The sequence below is a fragment of the Mesorhizobium sp. M7A.F.Ca.US.005.03.2.1 genome (assembly GCF_003997795.1).
Taxonomy (GTDB): Bacteria; Pseudomonadota; Alphaproteobacteria; order Rhizobiales; family Rhizobiaceae; genus Mesorhizobium; species Mesorhizobium ciceri.
In genome coordinates this window covers 1-21,313 of sequence record NZ_RZRP01000020.1, presented here as the reverse complement: position 1 = coordinate 21,313, position 21,313 = coordinate 1, and the positions used below count along the sequence as shown (strand labels likewise).

The 21,313-nt window shown below is 55.9% G+C and carries 20 protein-coding genes and 1 tRNA gene; 6 read left to right on the top strand and 15 right to left on the bottom strand.

Annotation, left to right across the window (positions count from 1 at the left end):
- Nucleotides 1–179 precede the first annotated feature (179 nt).
- The 10 genes from EN991_RS02385 to EN991_RS02335 all read right to left on the bottom strand — a co-directional run bounded on the left by EN991_RS02385 (nucleotide 180) and on the right by EN991_RS02335 (nucleotide 10,770).
- A complete protein-coding gene (locus tag EN991_RS02385) occupies nucleotides 180–1,307 on the bottom strand; it encodes a hypothetical protein (RefSeq protein WP_127368063.1) in 1,128 nt (375 codons plus the stop codon).
- Nucleotides 1,297–2,298, bottom strand: a complete 1,002-nt coding sequence (locus EN991_RS02380) for a hypothetical protein (RefSeq protein ID WP_024503098.1) — start codon at nucleotides 2,296–2,298, stop codon at nucleotides 1,297–1,299. The genes EN991_RS02385 and EN991_RS02380 overlap by 11 nt, the downstream gene beginning before the upstream one ends.
- A gap of 251 nt (nucleotides 2,299–2,549) precedes the next feature.
- Nucleotides 2,550–3,779: a hypothetical protein gene (locus tag EN991_RS02375; RefSeq protein ID WP_024503097.1), complete on the bottom strand. Its 1,230-nt coding sequence runs from the start codon at nucleotides 3,777–3,779 to the stop codon at nucleotides 2,550–2,552.
- 1 nt (nucleotide 3,780) lies between these two features.
- A complete protein-coding gene (locus EN991_RS02370) occupies nucleotides 3,781–4,230 on the bottom strand; it encodes a hypothetical protein (RefSeq protein ID WP_245460878.1) in 450 nt (149 codons plus the stop codon).
- Nucleotides 4,231–4,329: 99 nt separating this feature from the next.
- A complete protein-coding gene (locus EN991_RS02365; protein ID WP_127218523.1) occupies nucleotides 4,330–4,842 on the bottom strand; it encodes a hypothetical protein in 513 nt (170 codons plus the stop codon).
- 21 nt (nucleotides 4,843–4,863) lie between these two features.
- Complete coding sequence (locus EN991_RS02360; RefSeq protein ID WP_206519144.1) at nucleotides 4,864–5,688, bottom strand: hypothetical protein; 825 nt, start codon at nucleotides 5,686–5,688, stop codon at nucleotides 4,864–4,866.
- Between the two features lie 60 nt (nucleotides 5,689–5,748).
- A complete protein-coding gene (gene hxsC / locus EN991_RS02355; protein ID WP_024503094.1) occupies nucleotides 5,749–6,909 on the bottom strand; it encodes a His-Xaa-Ser system radical SAM maturase HxsC in 1,161 nt (386 codons plus the stop codon).
- A 1-nt stretch (nucleotide 6,910) separates the two neighbouring features.
- On the bottom strand, nucleotides 6,911–8,368 hold the full coding sequence (gene hxsB / locus EN991_RS02350) for a His-Xaa-Ser system radical SAM maturase HxsB (protein ID WP_127368061.1): 1,458 nt from the start codon (nucleotides 8,366–8,368) through the stop codon (nucleotides 6,911–6,913).
- A 324-nt stretch (nucleotides 8,369–8,692) separates the two neighbouring features.
- Nucleotides 8,693–8,953, bottom strand: coding sequence for a hypothetical protein (locus tag EN991_RS02340; protein WP_127218519.1), 261 nt, complete (start codon nucleotides 8,951–8,953; stop codon nucleotides 8,693–8,695).
- A 152-nt stretch (nucleotides 8,954–9,105) separates the two neighbouring features.
- Nucleotides 9,106–10,770 carry a RecQ family ATP-dependent DNA helicase gene (locus EN991_RS02335; protein ID WP_081714267.1) on the bottom strand — a complete coding sequence of 555 codons (1,665 nt, stop codon included), beginning with the start codon at nucleotides 10,768–10,770 and terminating at the stop codon, nucleotides 9,106–9,108.
- Between the two features lie 361 nt (nucleotides 10,771–11,131).
- On the opposite strand from EN991_RS02335, the gene EN991_RS02330 reads away from it, so the two are divergent.
- Both EN991_RS02330 and EN991_RS02325 read left to right on the top strand, forming a co-directional pair.
- Nucleotides 11,132–11,446 carry a hypothetical protein gene (locus tag EN991_RS02330; protein ID WP_127218517.1) on the top strand — a complete coding sequence of 105 codons (315 nt, stop codon included), beginning with the start codon at nucleotides 11,132–11,134 and terminating at the stop codon, nucleotides 11,444–11,446.
- A 129-nt stretch (nucleotides 11,447–11,575) separates the two neighbouring features.
- Nucleotides 11,576–12,391 (top strand): hypothetical protein, encoded by an 816-nt coding sequence (locus EN991_RS02325; RefSeq protein ID WP_024503089.1) that lies wholly within the window; start codon nucleotides 11,576–11,578, stop codon nucleotides 12,389–12,391.
- Between the two features lie 91 nt (nucleotides 12,392–12,482).
- Here the strand turns inward: EN991_RS02325 and EN991_RS02320 are convergent, their stop codons facing one another.
- The 5 genes from EN991_RS02320 to EN991_RS02300 form a co-directional block, all read right to left on the bottom strand.
- Nucleotides 12,483–13,349, bottom strand: coding sequence for a hypothetical protein (locus EN991_RS02320; protein ID WP_024503088.1), 867 nt, complete (start codon nucleotides 13,347–13,349; stop codon nucleotides 12,483–12,485).
- A 99-nt stretch (nucleotides 13,350–13,448) separates the two neighbouring features.
- Nucleotides 13,449–14,252 (bottom strand): hypothetical protein, encoded by an 804-nt coding sequence (locus EN991_RS02315; RefSeq protein ID WP_024503087.1) that lies wholly within the window; start codon nucleotides 14,250–14,252, stop codon nucleotides 13,449–13,451.
- A 431-nt stretch (nucleotides 14,253–14,683) separates the two neighbouring features.
- On the bottom strand, nucleotides 14,684–16,414 hold the full coding sequence (locus EN991_RS02310; RefSeq protein WP_081714266.1) for a DUF6538 domain-containing protein: 1,731 nt from the start codon (nucleotides 16,412–16,414) through the stop codon (nucleotides 14,684–14,686).
- An 86-nt stretch (nucleotides 16,415–16,500) separates the two neighbouring features.
- A tRNA-Phe gene (locus tag EN991_RS02305) sits at nucleotides 16,501–16,576 on the bottom strand.
- Nucleotides 16,577–16,895: 319 nt separating this feature from the next.
- Nucleotides 16,896–17,789: a helix-turn-helix domain-containing protein gene (locus EN991_RS02300; protein ID WP_024504770.1), complete on the bottom strand. Its 894-nt coding sequence runs from the start codon at nucleotides 17,787–17,789 to the stop codon at nucleotides 16,896–16,898.
- A gap of 85 nt (nucleotides 17,790–17,874) precedes the next feature.
- Between EN991_RS02300 and EN991_RS02295 the strand changes: the two genes are divergently transcribed.
- The 4 genes from EN991_RS02295 to EN991_RS02280 form a co-directional block, all read left to right on the top strand.
- Entirely contained in the window at nucleotides 17,875–19,146 is a 1,272-nt protein-coding gene (locus tag EN991_RS02295; RefSeq protein WP_127368060.1) for an extracellular solute-binding protein, read from the top strand.
- Between the two features lie 207 nt (nucleotides 19,147–19,353).
- Complete coding sequence (locus EN991_RS02290) at nucleotides 19,354–20,214, top strand: sugar ABC transporter permease (protein WP_013530184.1); 861 nt, start codon at nucleotides 19,354–19,356, stop codon at nucleotides 20,212–20,214.
- On the top strand, nucleotides 20,211–21,047 hold the full coding sequence (locus EN991_RS02285; RefSeq protein WP_013530185.1) for a carbohydrate ABC transporter permease: 837 nt from the start codon (nucleotides 20,211–20,213) through the stop codon (nucleotides 21,045–21,047). The genes EN991_RS02290 and EN991_RS02285 overlap by 4 nt, the downstream gene beginning before the upstream one ends.
- A gap of 8 nt (nucleotides 21,048–21,055) precedes the next feature.
- A partial coding sequence (locus EN991_RS02280; RefSeq protein WP_127368059.1) for an ATP-binding cassette domain-containing protein occupies nucleotides 21,056–21,313 on the top strand: 258 nt, incomplete at its 3' end.

Here is a 21,313-nt window from a genome sequence, read left to right as displayed (position 1 = left end):
ACTCTCCACAATCTGACTGATATCTTGGCGCTCGATAAACCGCCCCTCCAAAGAGTTGGGCCGCACCCGATCCAAAATGAAGCCGTTTTGTGTTGCAGCCGTGAAGGGTATTGCTCTCAGCCTCTCCGCCAATGTTCTCATATCGAAAGGCCAGCGGACACGGAGCCATCTACGCCGGGTCATGCCGCTGTCACTCTTTCAGCGGGTTCTTGAACGGGAGCTCCTGAAGCAATAATCTCATCGAGTGCGTTTGCCGATGTGCGCTCCACCAGACTCCAAAGCGCGGGCTGCCTATTTGGGTCAAGGGGTTTGAAGTCGGAAGTGGGAGTTCCGTCAGTCAGTCGCCGAGCGATCCTGACCCCAAATTTAAAACCTTTGCCTTGGCGAGGCTCGTCAAATGAAACGTCGAACTGCATGAGATCATTAGGCCTCTCTGTTTGAAGCGCCCTCCAAGTTACCGCTGTGATGAAAAACCCATTCTTTTTGAGCGACTGATATTCCTCAGACTGCAAGAGGTTCATACCGCTTAGAGCGACGCTGTTTATTTTGCCGACGATTTCGCTCTCGACCGCGCGCTCCTTCTCTTCGATATCCATCTCAAGGTCTTCGCCGACGTCATCGTCGCCCGATGCGCATTTTATGCTAACGACCGTCTGCAACTGGTATCCGGGAATATTTCGAAGCATACTCATAAAAAAAGTAGTCCGTTGATCCGCCGTCAATCCATCCAGTGACAAATCCTTAGGTGTAAGAGACTGAAGCTTAAGTTGACTAATCTTTTTAATCAATCGATCAACGACACCTCTCGCCTTTTCCGTTGCAGGCATCCTTATCGTAGTTCGATCACTCTCCAAGATAAACTCGATGTTTGCGTCTCTTCGTTGCCTCTGTATTAATCTTGTCTTCGAATAGTCTATTTCATCGTATGCGACATTCAGCTGGACTTCTCTCAATCTCCGTTGCTGAGTGGTCAACTCATCCTCACCTGCAAACTCTTCCTTATAACTTCGCACGACTTCACTAATCTCGTCATGAGTAAGAGACACAGGCACGTCCACGTAAGCCCTCTTCTCGTTTCTATTCTGATATTCGCGTCTCTCGATCAGTTTGGTCAACGAGGCAAAATCATGAGGCAGGATGGAAATATCACTGGCAAGCCGCTCTCGGTCAGTTTTGGGAGAATAGATAATTCCTCGGGTTAGCGCGATTCCACGTAGCACACCTTCGCTCATTCTCCCCTTAGATGACATGAGCAAGTCAAATATATCTTTGTCTGTAGCTGCCAAAAAAGGCAATTTATCCGTCATATGACATTCCTATCTGGATCTCGGAGAATGTCGATATTACATTGTTTATCAGCTCGAATCGTATGTTATTTAAGACGTCCAATAGGCTATTCTTCCCTTCATCGGTCGCGCCCATAGCTTCTATATAATGAAGCCGTGCCTTTTGAAAATTTTGTAGCGACGTGCCCGCTTTGTCTATAGAGCGAATGAATATTTGACGCTCAAGGTCAAACAATCCATGCTGGCGCATATAATCCAATAGGTAGAGGAATTCATCAACCGTTTCACCGGGTGGTCTGTAAAACACCACCAACCCCGCTTTTCTCTCGCTGTTTCCGTCATATTGCAAAATAATCCACGGGCCGGTAAGCATTTCCAACGACGCGGCGCATCGCTGTTTTCCGCGGAGCTGTGCACGGCGCACCGTCTGCGGGTAAAAAAAAGAGCAAGCTCCTCGATCTGGTAGTCGCGCCGCCCCTGATCTCCCTCTCATTCGTAGTATTTCTTGGCTGACATTATTGAGCCAATGAATTTCGGCGGGACCAAGAACGACCAATTTTCCATTCTTGGGAGTGTGTAGGTCGTCAAAGTCCAATTTCTCAAGGTTATCACTAAATGTCCGATCGTACCCTCCGTCATGATTGTAGATGAATAGGAGACCTGAGACTGAGAAGTCCTTGTGCTTGTGCACATATCGCTCTTGCCACTCGGCGCTTATCTCTGCGCAAGCGACCTGAGCGGAAAGGCTAACAATGGCTTTCTCGATTTGTGACCGCCCGATCGAAGCGGCAGCGTAGCTCTTGAGATCGCATTGAACATAGGTTGTAACGTCGTCGTAAGGCTCATCGTAATAAAAGACGACATCGGTTGGATGCGTAGCTACCTTGTGGCTCTCGTAATTATCGCATTTGAAATCAACGTTGACTGGTCCAATTTTTGTCCAGAGAAACTCGGCAAAAATCTGGTCGGAAATTATCTCTGCAATTTGCGCTATACCCGCAGTCTCACCCATGCCTATCCTGCTCCCACATGCGAATCTCCGTTGTGTAGCACTCTCCGAGCCAATATTACAGGTTTCCTGCTTTGTTGGGTGTGGTCGTTAAAGAGCACCTGTCAACCGAAAGGAAAAGGCCTCTTTGACTACTCGGTCGAAGTGTTGGGTCGGCTCGTAATTATCTGGTATACGTAATGTCGGAACGTTATTGGCCCGCTCCTATTGACCGGCCCCTGCAGGTTGAAAAGATTGCTATCATTTGCCGCTGTTTATGGCGACGGGATATTCATTTCATCTGCTTGGTACTGCCCCACAATCTTGCCAACGTCATTTAGTTTTGTCTCGGGCGGTACCATGTCGAGGACCCGCATCATTGTTTCAATCGGGTCGGTATGACCAATTTTCATAGTTGTTTGCGAGCTGGAGAACTCCCACCATTGCCCGCTTCCGTTCCTCAGTTCTGCAAACAGCTCCTCAACCGTTCCGGCGGGCTTGTAGATCGTTGTGGCATCAGATCCGACGGGACCAAACAGGCACCAGACAAAACTTCTACCATCGTCGGTTTTCGCTATCGGTGTGAACACCACATTTGTTGAACGCTCGCCGTACTTGATGCGCCGGACGCCGAAGACCTCCTTCTCCTCACCATTCTCAAGGAGTTTCGAGCCTTCGACAAATTCTTCTCTGACAGAGGCTGCCATTCCGTACCCGGCGAGGCTGCTTCGCCCTCGGAGATGGTAGTATCGATTTACGCAGGCGTTCAGGATCATCGATGGTGTAATGCCCTTAAGGTCGCGAATCTGCAGGGCATAGTCGATGTAGTCGATTCCTAGAAATCTGACCGCATCAACGTTGTCCGCCATATAGAGGTCATCTCGTGTCGGTTTGAGAAGTTTCGGCAATTCGGCGGTAGACACATACAAATGGTCGGCAGTGGCTATAAACCGCGAAATTCCCAAGACAGCAGCGGTATACGCCTCTGAGACGTTGTCAGCAGTGTATGAAGACCCGCTCAGGGCGAGATACGGAGCGTGGAAACCAAGCAAGGCGTCACGTGCGATTGAACGATCCGGAAGCTGGTCCGGGATAGGTCCATCCTCGGGGGCTGGTGTCGGATCCGTTGCCCGCTGAGTGCCGCCAAGGAAAGCCAGCGCACAGGCGGAAAAACAATGGTCTCCAGATTTGACAACTGTCGCCAGCCCTAACCTGCGGAAGAGCAGCGCTAAGTCGAGCCCAGCCTGATAAGATCCACCCGAGCTGTTGAGTTCGACGACAATTCTTGGCCAGACCTCGCCATCATTTGAGATCCCGGCTTTCGCCAATGCGACCTTGACGCTAGCGGAGTCAGTATCATTGATCTCGCCTTCAAGTCGAAAACCTACCGCCTCACTTCCTTTGTGCTCGACCTTCCCGACAAACCTCACCTCGGCAGCTTGCACCATCCCGGCTAGACCGAGAAAGATGCCGAGCGAAAGCGACGCGCAAAGCCTCCAACGCATGTTACTTCGCAATTCCGGGACAGAGGTGCTGGAAAATGCCGAGCTCGACCCAGTATCCCGAAGCCGTTGTGCCGTCGAGAATCTCGCCAGTTTTGACGCGCTTTATAGCGTAATCGGCGATCATTTCGTCTGACTTCTTGGCGGGGCCGAGGAACGCGAACTTTTCGTTCGATAGATCCAACCAAGTCCGTTTGACGCAATTACCGGTCACATAATCGTCGATTTTGACCAAAGCCATTGTCTGCTTGACGCAAGCCATCGAGTAGTCCGAGTTATATTGGACACAGAAGGCTTTGGCATCCTTGGGCGTGTGCCGTACGTGAATCTTGGCGTTTGCCGTGCCGATGCCTTCCGTCGACACTGTGGTAAGCTGCATACCGGCCCGACTTCCGTAGTAGATGGGATCGTGGTCATCGGCCCATCCTGCTGAAGCGGAGATAGCGATGGCCAAGACTGCAGATACGTACCTGAAAAACTTCATAGTCGTCCCCAATGATACTCCAAAGTACTCTAATCACTCGCAGCGGCCCCAATCGGCCAGACGGCCGGTTCAGTCTGTAGAATAATTGAAAGTGCCGCAGAGGTTTGGGCTATTGATGTCGTGCGGAGTGTCTTTCGATCCAAAGACCGCCATCCCAAGCAGCAGGGGACCACCAGACGACGATCTTTCGAAAAACACGACGTACTGGGCTGGGTCAGATTTCGGATCACCGCAAAGCGTGTTGCCGTTTCTAAGAGCACCCGGATCCCGCGACAATTTGAAAACTTCCGCGGTCGCTTTTTTATCGCCCGTTTCGTCCCACTGACGCCAAGATGCGCCCACCGAGGTCAGACCAACTTTTTTGCCGTTTCCGAATGTGATCGCCAGCTTGCTGCCCGGGATGGCGAAATCTGGATTTCCCGAGAGCCGTATCGTTCCGGTGATTGACTCTGCCGTACGACTATAGGGATCGAATTTACGCTTATCTTGCCAGAGGTGGTGTTCCATGGCTGATTGGGCCAACACCGGACCGCAAACGACGCAGGCCGCGATTGTAAAGGCTAACGGATATCTCAGCTGCAAGATTATCACCTCAAATCCGAGCTACATCCATTTTCGCGCCCACGTTGCCAGTTCGACCCGAGCCTTGTCCGGCCAATCATCTAGAGGCGGCCGGACTTCTATCTTCTTTTGATCCGGTTTCCACGCCGCGTAGACGCGATGTTCTTTTGCGGACACGAAAACCAATGCCTCCTGAAGGCCGCACATATGCGGGGTGCAAGCCGTTCCTACATAGTCGTCGCCGACGAATTTGCCGGAGCCCGTCCCATCAAGCGTTTCCCGGTAGGCACCGAGGTCGGGGCCGAGGAGGTCGCTGATGGCACTGCTAATTTCCCCGTAGCTGAAAAGGTCAGACGGGTGTTTGACAGTGCGCTCTCGCAAGGTCGCGAAGCCCTTAGTCAAATCAGGCTGCATTTCAACGGACGCCTGCTCAGCAAGGCCAGTGGAGGGCGTCCAGACCCATATCTTGCCTACCCTTCCGGCACTTGGAGCTGTGGAAAAAGTAATCGCAGTGTCTTCAACCTTGCGGGTTACCAAGGCGCAGTCGGCTCCCTCGATCGGCCCGTCAATGCGAGGCTGGCCGCTAGGGGGGAACGAAACAATGAAGGGTGAGCCTTCGCAAGCGTTGCCGCCGGACAGGCTGTTGCCGACCAATGTTGGAATTCCGTTCACAATTGTGATTTCGTCGATTGTGAGTCTACCGTCTGTAATGGTCGGCTTTCCATCAAGGTGCATCGTCTCCTCGGCCTCGCCGTAAATTTCGACTGAATGACCGAATAGAATGGCATTGAAATCATCTGCGATTGACGCTGTCGTGAAGCTGAGGATGACAATTAGCGCGAGAAAGTTTCTCAAGTAGCTTCGCATTGGACGGCCTTAGCTTTTGAATCGGGTTTCGTGAAAGTCCCGATGCACATCGGTGTTCTATTATTGGAACGCCGCGATGTGAGAGCTCTTTGCGAGGCTGCTGGATGAAAAGAAGCCGCCACACTTATTGCGTAGGGAGCAACCTCTGCACTCATCGGCGTATTCATTTTTCCAATCGCTGATCGAGCGTTTTGCGTACTGATGGATGGAGCCATCAAGAAGACAGAGCTGGTGATTGTAGACTGAAACATTGATCCTAGCCGCAGCCAGATATTGCACAGCCGCCCGCAACTCACTTCGATAGTCGTACGGGTCTATCCAGAGCTTATCCATATTTGCCCTTGTGAAGCCAGTGATCTCCAGCCCCATGAACGTCACGTGGTCTACGAAGGTGAGGTTTCTAAAAATGAAATCTGACAGGTCGGCGAGACCTTCATAGGTCTGCTTGTGAACGACAACTCGTATCTCAACCTCAGCCCCGACGGACTTCAGGTTCATGATCCCGCGGATGGTCTCATCGAAAGCGCCTTTGGATTGAACCACATAGTCGTGCACTTCCGGGTCCGCTGAGTAGATCGGTATGCCAACGGAAAGACGAGGATGCCCGATTGCTTGATAGCGATGCGAGAAGGCCTTGTCCTTAAATGTCCGGCCATTGGAAAGAATATGAACCGGCGTAGAAGGAAGGTGGTCACGAGCTGATGACAAAATGTCAAAAAAGTCCTCACCCACCAGCGTCGGCTCACCGCCAGTGATCCCGAGAAACGGGGTCGTTGCGGGCAGCAAGGGCAGCACATCCAAAATCTCCCGCGCCAACCAGCGATCGTCAACGTCTTTGGGTGGCTGGGAGCACATCAAGCACAGGTGGTTGCACCGCTCCGTTACGAGGAAATAGTTCGCGTTGGCACCCTTTCTGAACAGGACACGCACTGCCTTCCGATCCGGGACAAAGCGGATAACGTCTCCCTCGCTGAGGTAGTCGAATTCGTGGGGCAGAACGACTAGTCGTCGGTCTGAAAACAGTCGCTCAGCCTCCGGCCGGTGCTCCTCAAAGGTGACAACCCACTGGCATTCAGGATGTAACGCCTGCCCCTTGAAAAGATACGCATCATGCTCCGGGTTGGGCGCTTGATCAGCTTGGCCCGTCACGAGCCTAAGTGCCACTCGCTGTGAGAAATCACCGACGCTTGCTGACGCAGCGAAGCCACTCAGTCGCAACATCCTAATTCGCCCAACTTAGAAAGAGTTCTCGGGCGGTAACGTCCCTCTCCATAAGGTCGATCAGCCTCTTGAAGATCGACATGTTGCGATTGCAGAATCCCGACCGCGTTTTGAGGCCAACAAAGTCGCCCTGCGTTGCGGTGTGGAACACCGGATCGGAGCCACAGAACGGTTCGTAAGCGCAGTCGGCGCACATCGGTACGGAGCCTGCAAAAGACTGCTCGATAGGATCGAGGAGAGCGTCAGACCCGAAAATCTCCGCATACGTGTTTTCGTGGACGTTCCCGAGCAGAAATGTCTTGTCGCCCATCTCAGCCAACATGCGCGCTTCGTCGGATGCGTAGACGCTGGCGTCATAGTTATAGACAACGGCGGAGATACCGATGCCTGCCGGGCTCATCAGGTCCACATATCCCGGCTCGAAAGGCGTGAGCATTTTTGTAAGGATGGTGGCCGCGTAAAACTCCTTGAAAGGAATGCCTTTCCGATTCAGTTCGAGGATGTAATTCAGCCCGTCGAAGTAGAAGTCGAGCCAGTGGTCCACGTCATAGGCAGCGTACGATTTCGTCTTGACCGCGAAGCCGTAAGGAGAAAGCGGCCGAAGGAATATTCCGGGGAAATCTAGCCGCACGTATTCGTCAATGATCTCGCGCACCAGTGGAAGGCTGGCTTTGGTCGTCGTCATAAGTGCGCTGACGCGTCCATGGCCGAGAGCCAGTCTGGCCTTGTGGATACCTGCCACAGCCAATTCATAGCTGTTCTTTCCCGGGCGTGGTCGATTGGCATTGTGAAGAATGGCCGGACCATCAAGCGACGTAGAAATTAGGACGCTGTGCTCGCAGCAAAACTCCAAGATTTCGTCCGTAACGACAGCGAGGTTCGTCGTGATAACGAATTGCAGCGACCGCCCGGCGACCTTGTTGATCGCTTCAGCCCGATGCACGATGTGTTGGATCAACGGGAAATTCAGAAGCGGCTCGCCGCCTTGGAACTCGATCTTGATAGCCGGACTTGGAGACTGGAAAATGAGCGCCAACGCCTTCTCGGCAGTCTCCTCTGACATATCGAAGGCTGAACGATCTTCGCTTTGACGGGATACCTGACAGTAAGGGCAGGAGTGCTCGCACCGCAAAGACACGACCATTATATGAAGCGATGTGAAGTTCTCCAGCCTCTTTGCCTTGGTCCGAACCTTAAGCGCCAGCAGCTCCTTGCCGATATTGGAGGATGCATCAAAGAGGAACTGCCTGCTGCGCAGGCGGGAGTAAGCGGGGTGTGTGCTGGGAAGCTCGTGCTTGACAAACGAAGCCAGCACGGCGCGCGGCAATACCAGATATTCGCCCGCTTGGTTGGTCAGCATATACCGCTCGTCATCCAACTGGGAAAAACGGAAGTACGCGAGCTGGTATGTGTCGTCCAACGGTCGTTGGAACTCAGTTGCCGGAGCAAACTTAGTCATCGGACTGTAGGCCCGATCTGGAAAACGCCAGCGCCAGTATAGCGTTTCTAACCGTGGCGGTTTCGGCGGCGATGCTGCTACGCAGGTCCTGATCCAAGACCTCTAGCCGCAGCCTTTCTATCGCTGCGTCGGCCGCAGCTCGCGCGGCCGCCTTACTGAAGTTGATCGTGCATACTGCGAAGCCGCCTTCGATCGTGATCTCAACCGCAGCGTTTCCAGTTACCCGATACGCTGCGCGCTTCACACAGTCGAGGCTGAAGACTGACAGATCAAACTTGACTTGGGCAGTCTGGACGAGCTCGCTATCGCGAGAAGTGTCCGCCATCAACAATAGCTGTAGCCAGAGCAGTGAGACCCGTGACTAGCATGGCTCGAATGGCTGGTGTGGTACGCCATGATAACGTCCGTACCATTTGAGCGGTCGAGCACCTCACCGTAGCCGAGGTCCGCCGGAACAGTGCCAGCTTCAGCGAGCTTGGCCGAAGGCTGATTTGCCGATTCGACAAGGACTGCAGCCTGAACTTGGCCGCCGAGAATCATCGTGGCCGACAAGGCCATTGGTGACAGAAAATTGCGCTTCGACATTATCCAAACCCCCGTTTGTACGGACTCATTAGCAAAACGGGCCAAGCCGGACAAGTACCGATTGTGGAGACGTGCTTAAGATATCAACAATGTTCCACCAAATACTGTATTGCGGGAGTTGCCGGGTTCCGTCTTCTGAGCGCAATCGATCGTCATTTTCGCCCTGAACGCGAGAATTCAGCTCCCATGACCCGCGCAACATAAGCTATCGCGCCGTGCTTTTTGATTGTTGCGGAGTCGCAGCTATCGCAGCAAGCGGTGTGGTGGGTTCTCGGCGCACGTGTTCCAAAAACCCATTCAAGGATCCGCTCTGCAAGGCTCAGTTTGTGCCGTGCCTCGCTATCGCCGAAATAGTTGCGGATCGACTTACGAAGACAAGAAGTCGAGCGGAGCATCCCGGCCACTTGATCGATGTTCCGGGTCCGCTGCTCCAGCATGACCGCTTTTTGGTGCTCATCCCCCGGTGCATTCGAGACAGTCATCTCGGCCATGAATTTGAGGCGTCCCGTATCACCTCGACCTTTACCGTCGTGGAACATGACCGAGACCGACGGCTTCCCATCTCTTCCAGCGCGGCCAAACTCCTGCAACAGGTCTTCAACAGATGCTGATTGTTGCCAGTGCACCACCAGCCGCACGTTAGGAACGTCGAGGCCCATGCCAAAGGCGTTGGTGCAGACAATCTGATCGACCACTGGGCGGCTCTGCCCCAAGAAGCGCTTCACGAGTTCCTGCCTCTCCCATGCAGTTCCCAGCTTGGAATGATAGAATGGGATGTCCAACCCCATCGCCGACAAAGCAGTCCGCAGTTCGTCACCCACTTTTACCGTAGGGACGAAAATCATTGCCTTCTGCCCCTTCAACTGGGGCAGCGCCAGCATGGATGCTATTTCCTGCGCCCGTTGTTCAGATCGGCAATGCCGTCGCAACATCGCGATGTTTGGCCTATCCACATCGCGGACGAACACCTTTGCATCCGGGATGCCAAGCGAGGCGAGAATCCGGTCCTGCATTTCCTTTCCAGCAGTAGCTGTGAAAGCCAAGACTGGGGGAGCACCGAGCTTTTCCCGAACCTCGCGTAAGCGCCCGTACTCGGGGCGAAAGTCCTCACCCCAGCGGTCAACGCAATGGGCCTCGTCTATGATCAAAAAGGACGGTTCGCTCCGCTTAAGCTGGTTGCGCTCGGCGTCGCTACGAACAAAAAACCGCTCCGGCGCAACATAGAGGAGCTTTATGGCCTTGAGGCCAAGCAGAGAAAAGCGGGTCTCCTTCTCTTCGCGGCTGAGATCACTGTTGATGAACGTTGCCGGTATTTTCTTGGCTAGAAGGTCGGACACCTGTTCGGACATCAGCGCCTTCAAGGGAGAAACAACAAGGGCGACGCCACGCCTAAGCACCGCGGGAAGCTGAAAACATAGGGTTTTGCCGGAACCTGTGGGACTGACGACTAACACGGATTTTCCCGAAAGCGCCGCCAATATGATCGGCAACTGACCGTGACGAAATCGCTGCAGCCCAAACAGGCGTAGAGCAGGTCCGAAGTTACCTGTGGCTTCGGTCACCACTCCTTCGCGGTCCACCCATCTCGCGAGCCTCACGGCCCATCTCTCAATCGCCCGTCTTGCCAGACCACCAGCCAAGTTTGGGTGATGGCGCGCGTGACATCCGTCGCAGAGCGTGACCAAGTTCGACATCTCGTCGGTTCCGCCCATCGAGCGAGGGAGCAAATGGTGAACGTCGGCATCCGCCGACTTGAGCCTGATGCCGCAGGACACACAGCAATAGCCGTCACGGTGCAAAACCTGCTGCCGGATCATGGACCAGCTACTGGATGGCACGTTCAGATCAAAATTCCCCGATTGTAATTAGCAGGTGGCAGGGTAGTTCCCTCGAAAGCATCGCAAGTCTACGCGGAATAGTGAGAGGTCTCAGTTAAAACCGGGTGTAGGAAACTCTTGACAGGTTTAGTGACCGGAGGCATTGCCGTTCCGTAAGGGGATTTGGGCAGCATGATGAAACTGATTTCAGCGTTATTGGCCGCCATTTTCCTCGCGGTCCCACCGGCAGCGGCAACCCAAATTCGGCGACTATCCCACAAAAATGTATCTCAAAGGGAAGTCAGCCCTGCCAAAATTTGCGGGCTCCGCTGCCCAATTCAAGACGAGGATTCGGAACGGTATGAAGTCCGGCCCGAACTACGGCGGCCACTTTACAATGATCGAAATTGGCTGTGGCACGTCGTGCATTTTCGCGTTTCTGATCGATGGCCGTGATGGCAGGGTGGTCGATTTTCCACTCGGCGGCGAGGACAACTATCAGCTTCAACTCCGCTACGGTATCGACAGCACTCTCCTGCAAGCGGATTGGATGGACACCAGCAATGACAAGTACGACACGTGCGTCCGGCGCTTCTACGATGTCGGGTCGGGAAACCTGACGAAGGTTTCTGAGACCACGTATACGATCAAACAGTTCGCGTTCTGCGGCCAATGAAAACGCTTGGTCCGCTTTGGGGCAGGTCTCTCGACCCTATACCGTCGAATGGTTTTGGGAAGGCAACGTGTTGAACGCCGTCGCGTGGTATCTCCGGGAGCGGTTGTTCGCATCGGCTTAGGGGCATCTATGGCCAAATCTATCACAACGGAAGGCCGCATTTTCGCTCGTCAGGTTGGGCGAGAGATAAAGCGACGCGAGTTAATCGGCGCCGTAGCAATTTCGAATGGTAACGAAAAGGAGTGGTGGCCAGCAGTGAAATGGTTGGCCGGTAGTCTAAATTTAGAGGGGTCTCCAGTTAAACGTGTGGCCTTGCTGCAAGCTGTAGGAGACCGCCTCAAGTCCATACCCGAAGCCGACAAGGGAGCTTTTGTCGACATCACCCTCTTTGCTGGCAAAAGAGCCTGCGAAATTATGTTTACCACGCTGCTAGCCGACGACCATCCAATGGAAGCACTCACCGGCCTAGAAACCGGCGTCACCATTCAGTGTCATTATCTCAAGATTGGGCGGTCCGGCACCGATGTCAGGCTTGGGGTCCTTGTCGCACACGCTTCCGCCCATGCCTTAGGTCGCCTTCGTGAACGCGCGCGTGATGACGTTGAGATCAAAGATGGTATCGGATTCCTAAGGGTGTGTGGGAAAGCTGGCCTATTCGCCGCCACCGAGACACGGCTACGGAAAGCCGAGATCAACATTGCCCTCAACGATGATCTGATTGCAACCGGGTCGACGAAAGTAGGAGGCCAAGGTGATCTCGCCAGTTCATTCTTTGATTGCCGTACCGTGCTTCCCCGCGATGCGTGTGATGGTGAGCAAATTGCACAAGCCACCGCTTTCGCTGAGGTCCTCAAAGGACGCGCTACTGCAAACGAAATTCCCTTTTTGGTTCGGCCCAATGATTTCGTGCTGGAGAAGCTCAAGCGTTTTGAGGACGGCAGCTGACTGCTGCTCAGAGTTCCGAGACTTGGCGCCGAACTGTTCCCAAAGTGGCTCCTCGCGCCATAGCAGCGTCCAAGTTGGATAAGAAACGGTCTCAGGCAACGGCCCGGATCAAGGCATGAAGCCGGTCAACGTCCTGCCGAACGATGGTCGAAATGGACCGAGCCGTAGTGCGCTCCAAAACTTCCCGACCGCCTAGTCCGGCGACGCATAGCTTGTCGATCTCCGCGCCGTGCATAAACCGGCAAACGGCAGCAGCTTCACCCGACCTATGCCAATCTTTCTTTTGTTGGTATTCCCCGGTGGGCCGCTTGTCGGAGCTTTTGATGGCGTAGACGCGGTATGTCTTGAGCGGGGCCTTCAGCATGTAGATGAGGCTCTGACGAAGGCCCTTCCAGCTACTACGAACACGGACATGCGCTGCCTCGCGATTTGGCAAGAGCGATCCGTACCGTTCATTCACTGAGTCCTTAAACGCCTCCATTTCATCACGGCTCGCGCCCCACACAATGGCGTGGATATGCCACGATACAACCTTCTCCCGTCCTGTTGGGGTATTGGCATACGGAGCTGCATCGACGATGCCGAAGTAGCAAAATCCCTTGAGCACCTTATCCGCCCACACTTGGAGAACCGACCAGTCGTATGTCTCTGCTTCGGCAGCGGTGGTTACGAAATCGATCGGCGATAGCGTCAGAAAGTAGGCTGGCCTTTCAGGCATTGGCTTAGTTGTGGCCTTCATGACGTTGCGGGCGGCACGGCAGAATTCGATTCTGGCCCGGCAATTTGTCGCTTTAAGCGACAGCGATGAACGATCTGCGAGGTTTTCCCTCATAGCTTCGTCCAAAGCGAACTCGCCCTCACGCCCTCGTTTGCCGAGCGCATATCTCTTCACTTTTTCGTCGAATTGTTGATGGGCGGATACGAAAGTCTTCCATTTCACGATGGGTTCGGAAGCCATGATGGATCTCATGATGGGGGGTGATGTCGAGTGCACATGGTGCGTCACAAGACGGGTTTGTGCACTCGACGATTGAGGTGGTGGTGGGGTACGGCGTTTTCAGTGTCTAATGGGCGTTGGCACGTTGGTGGGTGCTGTCACGTTTTTTGGTGCTACAACTGACCCCAGAGGCCCGACCCAGCGAAGATACGGGCCGCCCTTTTTAACGAGGCTGATCTCGAATTTGGAGGGATCGCCATCTGAACGCCGAACTGAGAGCGTAGCAAAAGACGAAAGCCCGATCTTGTTTATTTGTGCGAGATGCTCCTCGCTCGCCAAGATCTGGAGAGCCAAATATGGAGCGCTTCCGTCGACATGAGGTGTCACGCCAGCCGTGTGCTCTTTGGCGGTGGCTGGCTTTGACCTTGCGGCGGGTAACCGTGCTCGCCTAGCCCTGTAAGCCTTCTCGATGCCTCCTCGCTGCTTTAGCCAGTCGGGTATTTCGCTGTGTGGAATCTCGGCCTCCCACGCGTCAAGCAGCGCAAACTTCAGCTTTGAAGCCTTTTGTCGTCCGGTTCTGCTTCCAAGGCCGCAGACTATGCGAAGCACGTACTCCAGAGCCCTCTCGGGCTCATTGATTTTGGGTCGATCGGCGACATCGTTCCAATCGAGCCTATGACAGAAATCGCTCCAAGTGTCGGGATCTTTGCGCATGACCGACGCCAAATAATAGCCATCGGCGAGGTATTCGCGATAATGCTGGCGATACTGCGTTGCTAGAGTAGCGAGGCTGTTGCTTAGGGTGTCCAATGCGCCGTTGATGGCACCTTGGTTGTTCAGCAAGTCTTCGATTGGTGGGCACCTATCTTTTGATTCGAGCGCAACCGGTAGCTTCCGTTCTGGTGAATTTCCTTTGGCGCTCATTGCGCACCTCCGGCGTTCACGACCGTAAATTCCTTGGACAACGCGACAGCGTCCAAGATTGCACAAGCTAGATCGCAAGGCATTTTTCTACTCCGCAAAAAGCGGGATCGATGGAGATGGAAAAACAACGAATCCAGCAGCACCGACCCCAGATTGATCTGTGGTGATTTGGCCGAGCTGAACCGCAAAATCTGCGGCGAAGTCCGTGAGCTTCTTGGCTCTCCAAAGGAGAACTCGGCGCTCGGCCGATGGCTGCTGCCATTCGTCTAGTTGGGGAAATAGGCAGTCACTTGGTTATTCGCAAGGGTGGCTACAAGGTAAATTGCAATTGCTTGGTCCCGTCACACCGCCGACGGAATGCGCAAAGCTGCTGGAAGTGCCCACAAGGGGAGCGAACGCGCGTCAAACTACACCAGAAAGAAAATGGCTTATCACTGTGGCCGCGACGCTAAATTCTGATTTGCGTCAACAAGTGAATAGAAGGGTAGCTTGGCAAGCTGCTCGGCCATCGTTTTGAGTGTGACCTCGCCGTAAGTGTCGGCAACCGTCCGAGCTGCCTGACCTTGGATTGCGTCGAGGATGCGCGGAGGAATACCGGCTTCCATGCCAATTGTTTTGAAGCGGTGCCGCCAGCCGTGGTTCGGCGCCACATTTGGGTCTGGCACGAAGGTCCGCCCAAACTCGGCGAGCCGGTTCTTCAAGCCTCGCAGAGCCCCTCGGACGTTTTCAGACGAATCGACGTTCAAGAAGAGGTGGCCGCTTGTAGCCTCTTGTACAAAAGCAGGGAATCCAAGGTCTATCACCTGCTGATGGAGAGGTACCTCGCGGGCTTCATTAGTCTTAACTGTTCCGGCCTCAGGGGTGATGCGAATGACCCAGAAGTCGCCGCGCAGGGATACATCCTGCTTCCGCAACTGGGCCAATTCGCCTACGCGAGCTCCTGTGAATGCACACAACCATGGTACCCAACGCTTCGCCGCAAATGTCTTCGGATTTTCCTGCCCTCGCTGATGAGATAGCGCGCCAGAAAGGATCGTCTTCGCCTCTTCATCAGAAAAGCCCTTCGATCTATGGCGAGCAGGCTTTCCGACCTTCAAGGTCACACCGACAGCCGGGTTATGAGCGACAAGTCCGTTGGCGACCCCCCAGCCGAAGACGACTTTCAGAGCCGACAGATTGCTATCCTTAACCGTTTTGGCGGAAATCATCTTTCCAGTTTTCGGCGAGGGTGTGCTCAGTCGGTGATCTTTGAAGGCAATGACATCCTTAGCCGTGACCGTCGATGCGTCGTTGTGTTTCAAGAAACGAGCAAGATAGGCAAAGGCGTCTCTATAGCTTTCATAGGTGCTCGGTTTTCTGCCTGCTGCCTTGCTCTCCTTCCACCAACCGTCAACGAGGCCGGTCAACGTCGCTGCGTCGGAGTTCCCAGCCGTCGCCTTGTAGGACTGACCGTCTGCTGCCTGAGTATTTGCCGAACGAGGAAGGCGCCCGGGCTGCTCTCCTAGCTCAAACTCCCCGCGTTCGAGCCTTTGTAGCGTCAAGCTAGCTCGCTGCAGAGCAGCCCCAACAGCTCGTGCTGTCTTGTGAATGCTCCAAGGATCATCGCTGTAGCCATTGTCAGCTAGGATGGCCTCAGCCCTGCTAATGCATCTGGCCCTCATCGATTTCCAAAAGACATTCTCAATTGGCATTGTCCCCGGGATGGGATCAGCGATGCCTTCCACTCCAGCGACTGGATCAGTTGATGGCAACGGATACTTTTCCCACATGCCCTCGTACAGGTCGGTGTGCCAGTGGAGCTGTTCACTCGGATTGTCGTAGAATTTCGCAAGCCACTCATCGTGCACCGCCGTGGCAAGAAGATGCGCCTCACGGTCCGTAATGAGGCGCGGTGTGAGGGAATCTGCACCAGCAGGGGCAGGACCACCCCAGCTGCTTCCATTGACCGAGCCGTTTCCTAGCCGAAGCTGCGCCCACTCACGTTCGTACTCCGCAAGGACTTCCGCGAATTTTCGCTTTGCCTCTTCGGGGTCCTTCGTTCCGAGCGTCTTGTTGACTTCTCGGCGGCCGGTCAACAAGGCGATATCGGCTGGCATCCGCTTTCGGAACCAGTAAACGCCGGTCTTACGATGTTTTGTTGGACGGCTCATAGCTAGGACCATGTGTAACACCTGTGTGTAGCACTCGGGTAGCCCTAAGCAGTTAGTTTTGCTGGTTTTTCAGCTGTGTCAACACCTTGCGAGGGTGATGGTGCCCAGAGGCGGATTCGAACCACCGACACGCGGATTTTCAGTCCGCTGCTCTACCAACTGAGCTATCTGGGCCTGTTCCGGCAAACGAAAACTCGCAGGCCGGAATTCATCGAGGCGCCGTGGGCGCCCCTTGAAAGCGCGTGGGTTATAGCACGGGAATTCGGCCTGTCCAGCGCCTAGGTGGCAATTTCAGGCAGGAAAAGCGATGCCGTGCGGCGCCCCGGTTTCCATGCCGCTTGCGGGCCGGAATGGCGCACGGCATGGCACTATCCGGCCTTCGCCATTCTTGTCCGTGCCGCTATTGCAGGCTGAAACGCCGTGACATGTCTTTTAGCCGGCGGTCGAGGTGCAGCAATGCTCGCGGCACTGGGCGCCCGCAAGTCGCCATCGCCTATCTGGCGCCGGTCACGCCGCGGCGAAAATCGGAAGGCGACATGCCGGCGAGCTTGCGGAACGACTTGTTGAAGGCGCTGAGCGAGCCGAAACCCGAATCCATGGCGACGCGCAGCACATTGGCGTCCTGATGCATCAAAAGCGCCTGCGCATAGCTCAGCCGCAACAGGTTCACATACTCGTTGAGCGTCATGCCGGTGGATTTCTTGAACAGGCTCATGGCGTATTTGGGATGGATGTCGGCGGCCGCGGCGATGTTCACGCAATCGATGTCATAGAGGAAGTTTTCGGCGATGAAATCGCACATGCGTCCGACATTCCGCGACGATTGCTGGTCAAAGGGGCTGCCTGTTTCCTGGTCGGTCGGAGTTGCGGATACCAGCCGATAGGGCTCGAACCGCACTCGCTCCAGCCGCAGCAGCAATTCGTTGACGGCATGTTCGGCCTTGGCCTGGTCGCCGGACCGGGCGTAGCGGTTCCAGCGCTCGAAATTATGGTTGTCGGACTGGTCGGTGGCTGATGTCACCAGTGTTGCGCCCGTCATCAGCCGGTGCCTTATGTCCGTGGGCAGGTGCAGCCGGAAGAAATGCACCAGCGGCAGATGCGCTCCGGCATAGATGGCGTCGTCGGACAAATCGTCCATCTGGTGCGGCAGGCCACCCCAGAACAGGCACATCTCGCCGGCCGAAAGCGAAATCTCGTGGTCGTTCATGCGGTAATGCACGCTGCCGCGCACGATGAAATTAACCTCGACCTGGGCGTGCCAATGCGGCTTGAGCATCACCAACGGATTGGTGTGAAACATCTGCAGGAGCAGCGGCAGGCCTTCCACGCTGCTGGCCCCAGGCTGGTAGAACGGCCGTTCAGGCATCTTACTTTCCGCCAATTTCATATTCCCTTTGACGGCGACAGGCCTTGCCCGGTGCATAGTCTAGCCACGCTCACAGTGAGAGAGCAAATGAAATGGGAGGATTTCAATGCGCATCACAATGACCTGCGCCGCGCTCGCGCTTGCCCTGGGCTCAGCCCCGGCCTTCGCGCAATCCGGCGAAATCACCATCTGGAGCTGGAATGTCGCGGCTTCATCGCTGAAAGCGACCATTGCCGGCTTCAACAAGCAATTTCCCGACGTCAAGGTCACGGTCCAGGATCTCGGCAACCAGCCGACTTACGACAAGTCGATCGCCGGCTGCGCCGCCGGCGGCGTCGGGCTGCCTGATGTCGTCACCATCGAGAACGGCGAGGCCGAGAATTACTGGAGCCAGTTCCCCGACTGCTTCGTCGACCTGCATACGCTCGGTTACACAGCCGACGACCAGAAAAAATTCCCCGATTTCAAGCGCACCGAGTTGGAAGTGGGCGATAAGGCCTACGCGATGCCGTGGGATTCCGGCCCGGTGGCCGCCTTTTATCGCCGCGACTTCTACGAAAAGGCCGGCGTCGATCCGGCTTCGATCAAGACCTGGGACGATTTCATCGCCGCCGGCAAGAAAATCCAGGCCGCCAATCCTGGCGTCTCGATGACCAATGCCGATTTCAACGGCGACTCGGAATTGTTCCGCATGATCTCCAACGAACAGGGCTGCGCCTATTTCTCCGAGGACGGACAGTCGATCACGGTCAACCAGCCCAAATGCATCGATGCCATGACCAAGGTCAAGGAGATGAAGGACGCCGGCATCATCTCGTCGGCCGACTGGGGCACCAAGATCACCAACAACACCGCCGGCACCGTCGCCACCCAGATCTATGGCGGCTGGTATGAGGGCACCATTCGCACCGAATCTGCCGGCGAAAACGGCAAATGGGGCGTCTATCTGATGCCGAGCCTCACCGCCGACGGGCCGCGCGCCGCCAATCTCGGCGGGTCCTCGCTGGCCATCACCTCGGCTTCCAAGAACAAGGAGGCTGCCTACGCCTATCTGAAATACACGCTCGGAACCAATGAAGGCCAGATCACGATGCTGAAGGAGTTCGGCCTGGTACCGTCCCTGGTCTCGGCGCTCGACGATCCCTATGTCGCGCAAGTCCTGTCTTACTGGGGCGGCCAGGCGGTATGGAAGGACATTCTCGGCACCTTGCCGAAGGTTGTTCCGAGCCGCGGCACGCAGTTCCAGAGCGACGCCGAAATCATCGTCCGCGCCGTGCAGACCAAGTATCTGGCCGGCGGCTATCCTGACGCCAAGGCGGCGCTCGACGATGCCGCAAGCCAGATCGCGGCGGCGACCGGACTGCCCGTCAAATCTTGATTGCCGCTTCTCCTTCTCCCCTTGTGGGAGAAGGTGGATCGGCGCGATAGCGCCGAGACGGATGACGGGTGCTCCAGCGGAGTGAGACGTTGGCATTCCCTGGAACACCCCCTCATCCGTCGCCTTCGGCGACACCTTCTCCCACAAGGGGAGAAGGGAAGACCCAGGCGACGGCGTGAAACAACAAGCGGTAGAAGGAGGAGCAAGATGCGCAATCGTAACGCCACGGCCTATCGCTTCCTCACGCCCTATCTGCTGATCTTCGCGATCTTCTGGGTGTGGCCGATCATCAGCTCCTTCATGATCTCCTTCCAGGCGACGCGCACCGTGCCGTGGCGGTTCGCGCCGAGCTTCAACTGGGGCCGGTTGATCGGCGATCCGGCCTTCTTCAACGCCCTGAAGAACACGCTGCTCATCCTGGTCATCCAGGTGCCGGTGATGATCTCGCTGGCGCTCGTCATGGCGGTGCTTTTGAACTCGCCGCTCTTGAAGGCGCGTGGCCTCTACCGCTTCGCCTTCTTCGCCCCGGTCGTGGTCGGCGAGGTTGCCTATTCGGCGGTGTTCCGGCTGATGTTCAACCTCGATTTCGGCATCATCAACAAGCTCCTGAACAGCGTCGGCCTGCCCAAGATCGACTGGTTCTCCAACGTCACGCCGGCGATGGCGCTGATCATGATCGCGGTGACCTGGCGCTGGGCCGGTTACAACGCCATCATCCTGCTCGCCGGCATGCAGTCCATTCCCGAAGACGTCTACGAGGCGGCGACGCTCGACCGCGTCAGCAAGCTCAAGCAGTTCTTCTATATCACCCTGCCGCTGCTGAAGCCGGTCATCGTGTTCTGTCTCGTGCTGTCGATCATCGGCACCATGCAGCTGTTCACCGAGCCCTTCCTGATCACCGAGCGCGGCGGGCCGGGCGGCGGCACGGAGACGCTTGGCCTGCTGCTTTACCGCCAGGGCTTTCGGTCGCTCAACTTCGGCTACGCCTCGGCCGTCGCCTACACCATGGCCGGGCTGGCGATCGCCATCACGCTGGCGCAGCTGTGGCTGACGAGGGAACCGAAATGAGTTCGCGCTCCTCCGCCAGGCTGGGACGCAGCATCGCTCTGCATCTGTTCCTGACGCCGCTGGCGCTGATCTGGCTGTTTCCGCTGTGGATGATGGTGGTGTTCTCGACCATGCCCGACAACGGCATCTTCAGCCCCGGCATCGAGCTTTTGCCGCACGGCAATTTCATCGACAATTTCAACAATCTGCAGCGTGACACGAACTTCGTCGGCGCCATCGGCATTTCGGTCTCGGTGGCGGTGACCTACACCATCCTGTCGGTGCTGCTGACGTCGATGGCCGGCTGGGCGCTGGCCCGCTACCAGTTCTTCGGCAAGGGCGCGGTTGTCGCCATCATACTGGGCACCATAACGCTGCCCTATGCGGTCGTGCTGATCCCGCAGTTCATCATGGTGGCGCGCGACTTCAAGCTCGCCAACACCTGGGTGGCGCTGATCGTTCCGCCGCTGTTCAATTCGCTCGGCGTGCTGTTCATGCGGCAGAGTTTTTCGATGATGCCGGACGACCTCTTCGATGCGGCGCGCGTCGAGGGCGTGAAGGAGTGGCGCATCTTCCTCTTTGTCGCGCTGCCTTTGGCGCGGCCGATGCTGGCCGCACTCGCCATCATCCTGTTCCTCGCCTCCTGGAACAATTATCTGTGGCCGCTTTTGATCAACAGCCAGCCCGGTTCGATGACGGCGCCGGTGGCGCTCGGCACGCTGATCGGCCTCACCAAGGTGTCATGGGGCGGCATCATGGCGGGCGCTGTAATGCTGACGGTGCCGATGCTGGTCGTCTTCGTGCTGCTGCAGCGCCATTTCATCGCCGGCATTGCCGCCGGCGCGGTCAAGTAAGGGGCAGCATGGCAACGGTCACGCTCACCAATGTCGTCAAGCGCTTCGGCGTCTTCGAGGTCGTCCATGGCGCCAGCATGGACATCAAGGACGGCGAGTTCGTCGTCTTCGTCGGCCCCTCCGGCTGCGGAAAATCGACGCTGCTCAGGATGATCGCCGGGCTCGAGGACATCAGCGGCGGCGAGATCGCCATCGGCGGCAAGGTGGTCAATGATGTCGAGGCGGCCGACCGCGGCATCGCCATGGTGTTCCAGTCCTACGCGCTG

Excerpts from the sequence above, each read along its gene's own strand:
- EN991_RS02295 (WP_127368060.1), top strand. The coding sequence starts at position 17,875 with ATGCGCATCACAATGACCTGCGCCGCGCTCGCGCTTGCCCTGGGCTCA.
- hxsB (WP_127368061.1), bottom strand. The coding sequence starts at position 8,368 with ATGACTAAGTTTGCTCCGGCAACTGAGTTCCAACGACCGTTGGACGAC.
- EN991_RS02380 (WP_024503098.1), bottom strand. The coding sequence starts at position 2,298 with ATGGGTGAGACTGCGGGTATAGCGCAAATTGCAGAGATAATTTCCGAC.
- EN991_RS02290 (WP_013530184.1), top strand. The coding sequence starts at position 19,354 with ATGCGCAATCGTAACGCCACGGCCTATCGCTTCCTCACGCCCTATCTG.
- EN991_RS02285 (WP_013530185.1), top strand. The coding sequence starts at position 20,211 with ATGAGTTCGCGCTCCTCCGCCAGGCTGGGACGCAGCATCGCTCTGCAT.
- hxsC (WP_024503094.1), bottom strand. The coding sequence starts at position 6,909 with ATGTTGCGACTGAGTGGCTTCGCTGCGTCAGCAAGCGTCGGTGATTTC.
- EN991_RS02325 (WP_024503089.1), top strand. The coding sequence starts at position 11,576 with ATGGCCAAATCTATCACAACGGAAGGCCGCATTTTCGCTCGTCAGGTT.
- EN991_RS02330 (WP_127218517.1), top strand. The coding sequence starts at position 11,132 with ATGAAGTCCGGCCCGAACTACGGCGGCCACTTTACAATGATCGAAATT.
- EN991_RS02320 (WP_024503088.1), bottom strand. The coding sequence starts at position 13,349 with ATGGCTTCCGAACCCATCGTGAAATGGAAGACTTTCGTATCCGCCCAT.
- EN991_RS02385 (WP_127368063.1), bottom strand. The coding sequence starts at position 1,307 with ATGACGGATAAATTGCCTTTTTTGGCAGCTACAGACAAAGATATATTT.
- EN991_RS02340 (WP_127218519.1), bottom strand. The coding sequence starts at position 8,953 with ATGTCGAAGCGCAATTTTCTGTCACCAATGGCCTTGTCGGCCACGATG.
- EN991_RS02300 (WP_024504770.1), bottom strand. The coding sequence starts at position 17,789 with ATGAAATTGGCGGAAAGTAAGATGCCTGAACGGCCGTTCTACCAGCCT.
- EN991_RS02360 (WP_206519144.1), bottom strand. The coding sequence starts at position 5,688 with ATGCGAAGCTACTTGAGAAACTTTCTCGCGCTAATTGTCATCCTCAGC.
- EN991_RS02375 (WP_024503097.1), bottom strand. The coding sequence starts at position 3,779 with ATGCGTTGGAGGCTTTGCGCGTCGCTTTCGCTCGGCATCTTTCTCGGT.
- EN991_RS02335 (WP_081714267.1), bottom strand. The coding sequence starts at position 10,770 with ATGATCCGGCAGCAGGTTTTGCACCGTGACGGCTATTGCTGTGTGTCC.
- EN991_RS02310 (WP_081714266.1), bottom strand. The coding sequence starts at position 16,414 with ATGGTCCTAGCTATGAGCCGTCCAACAAAACATCGTAAGACCGGCGTT.
- EN991_RS02315 (WP_024503087.1), bottom strand. The coding sequence starts at position 14,252 with ATGAGCGCCAAAGGAAATTCACCAGAACGGAAGCTACCGGTTGCGCTC.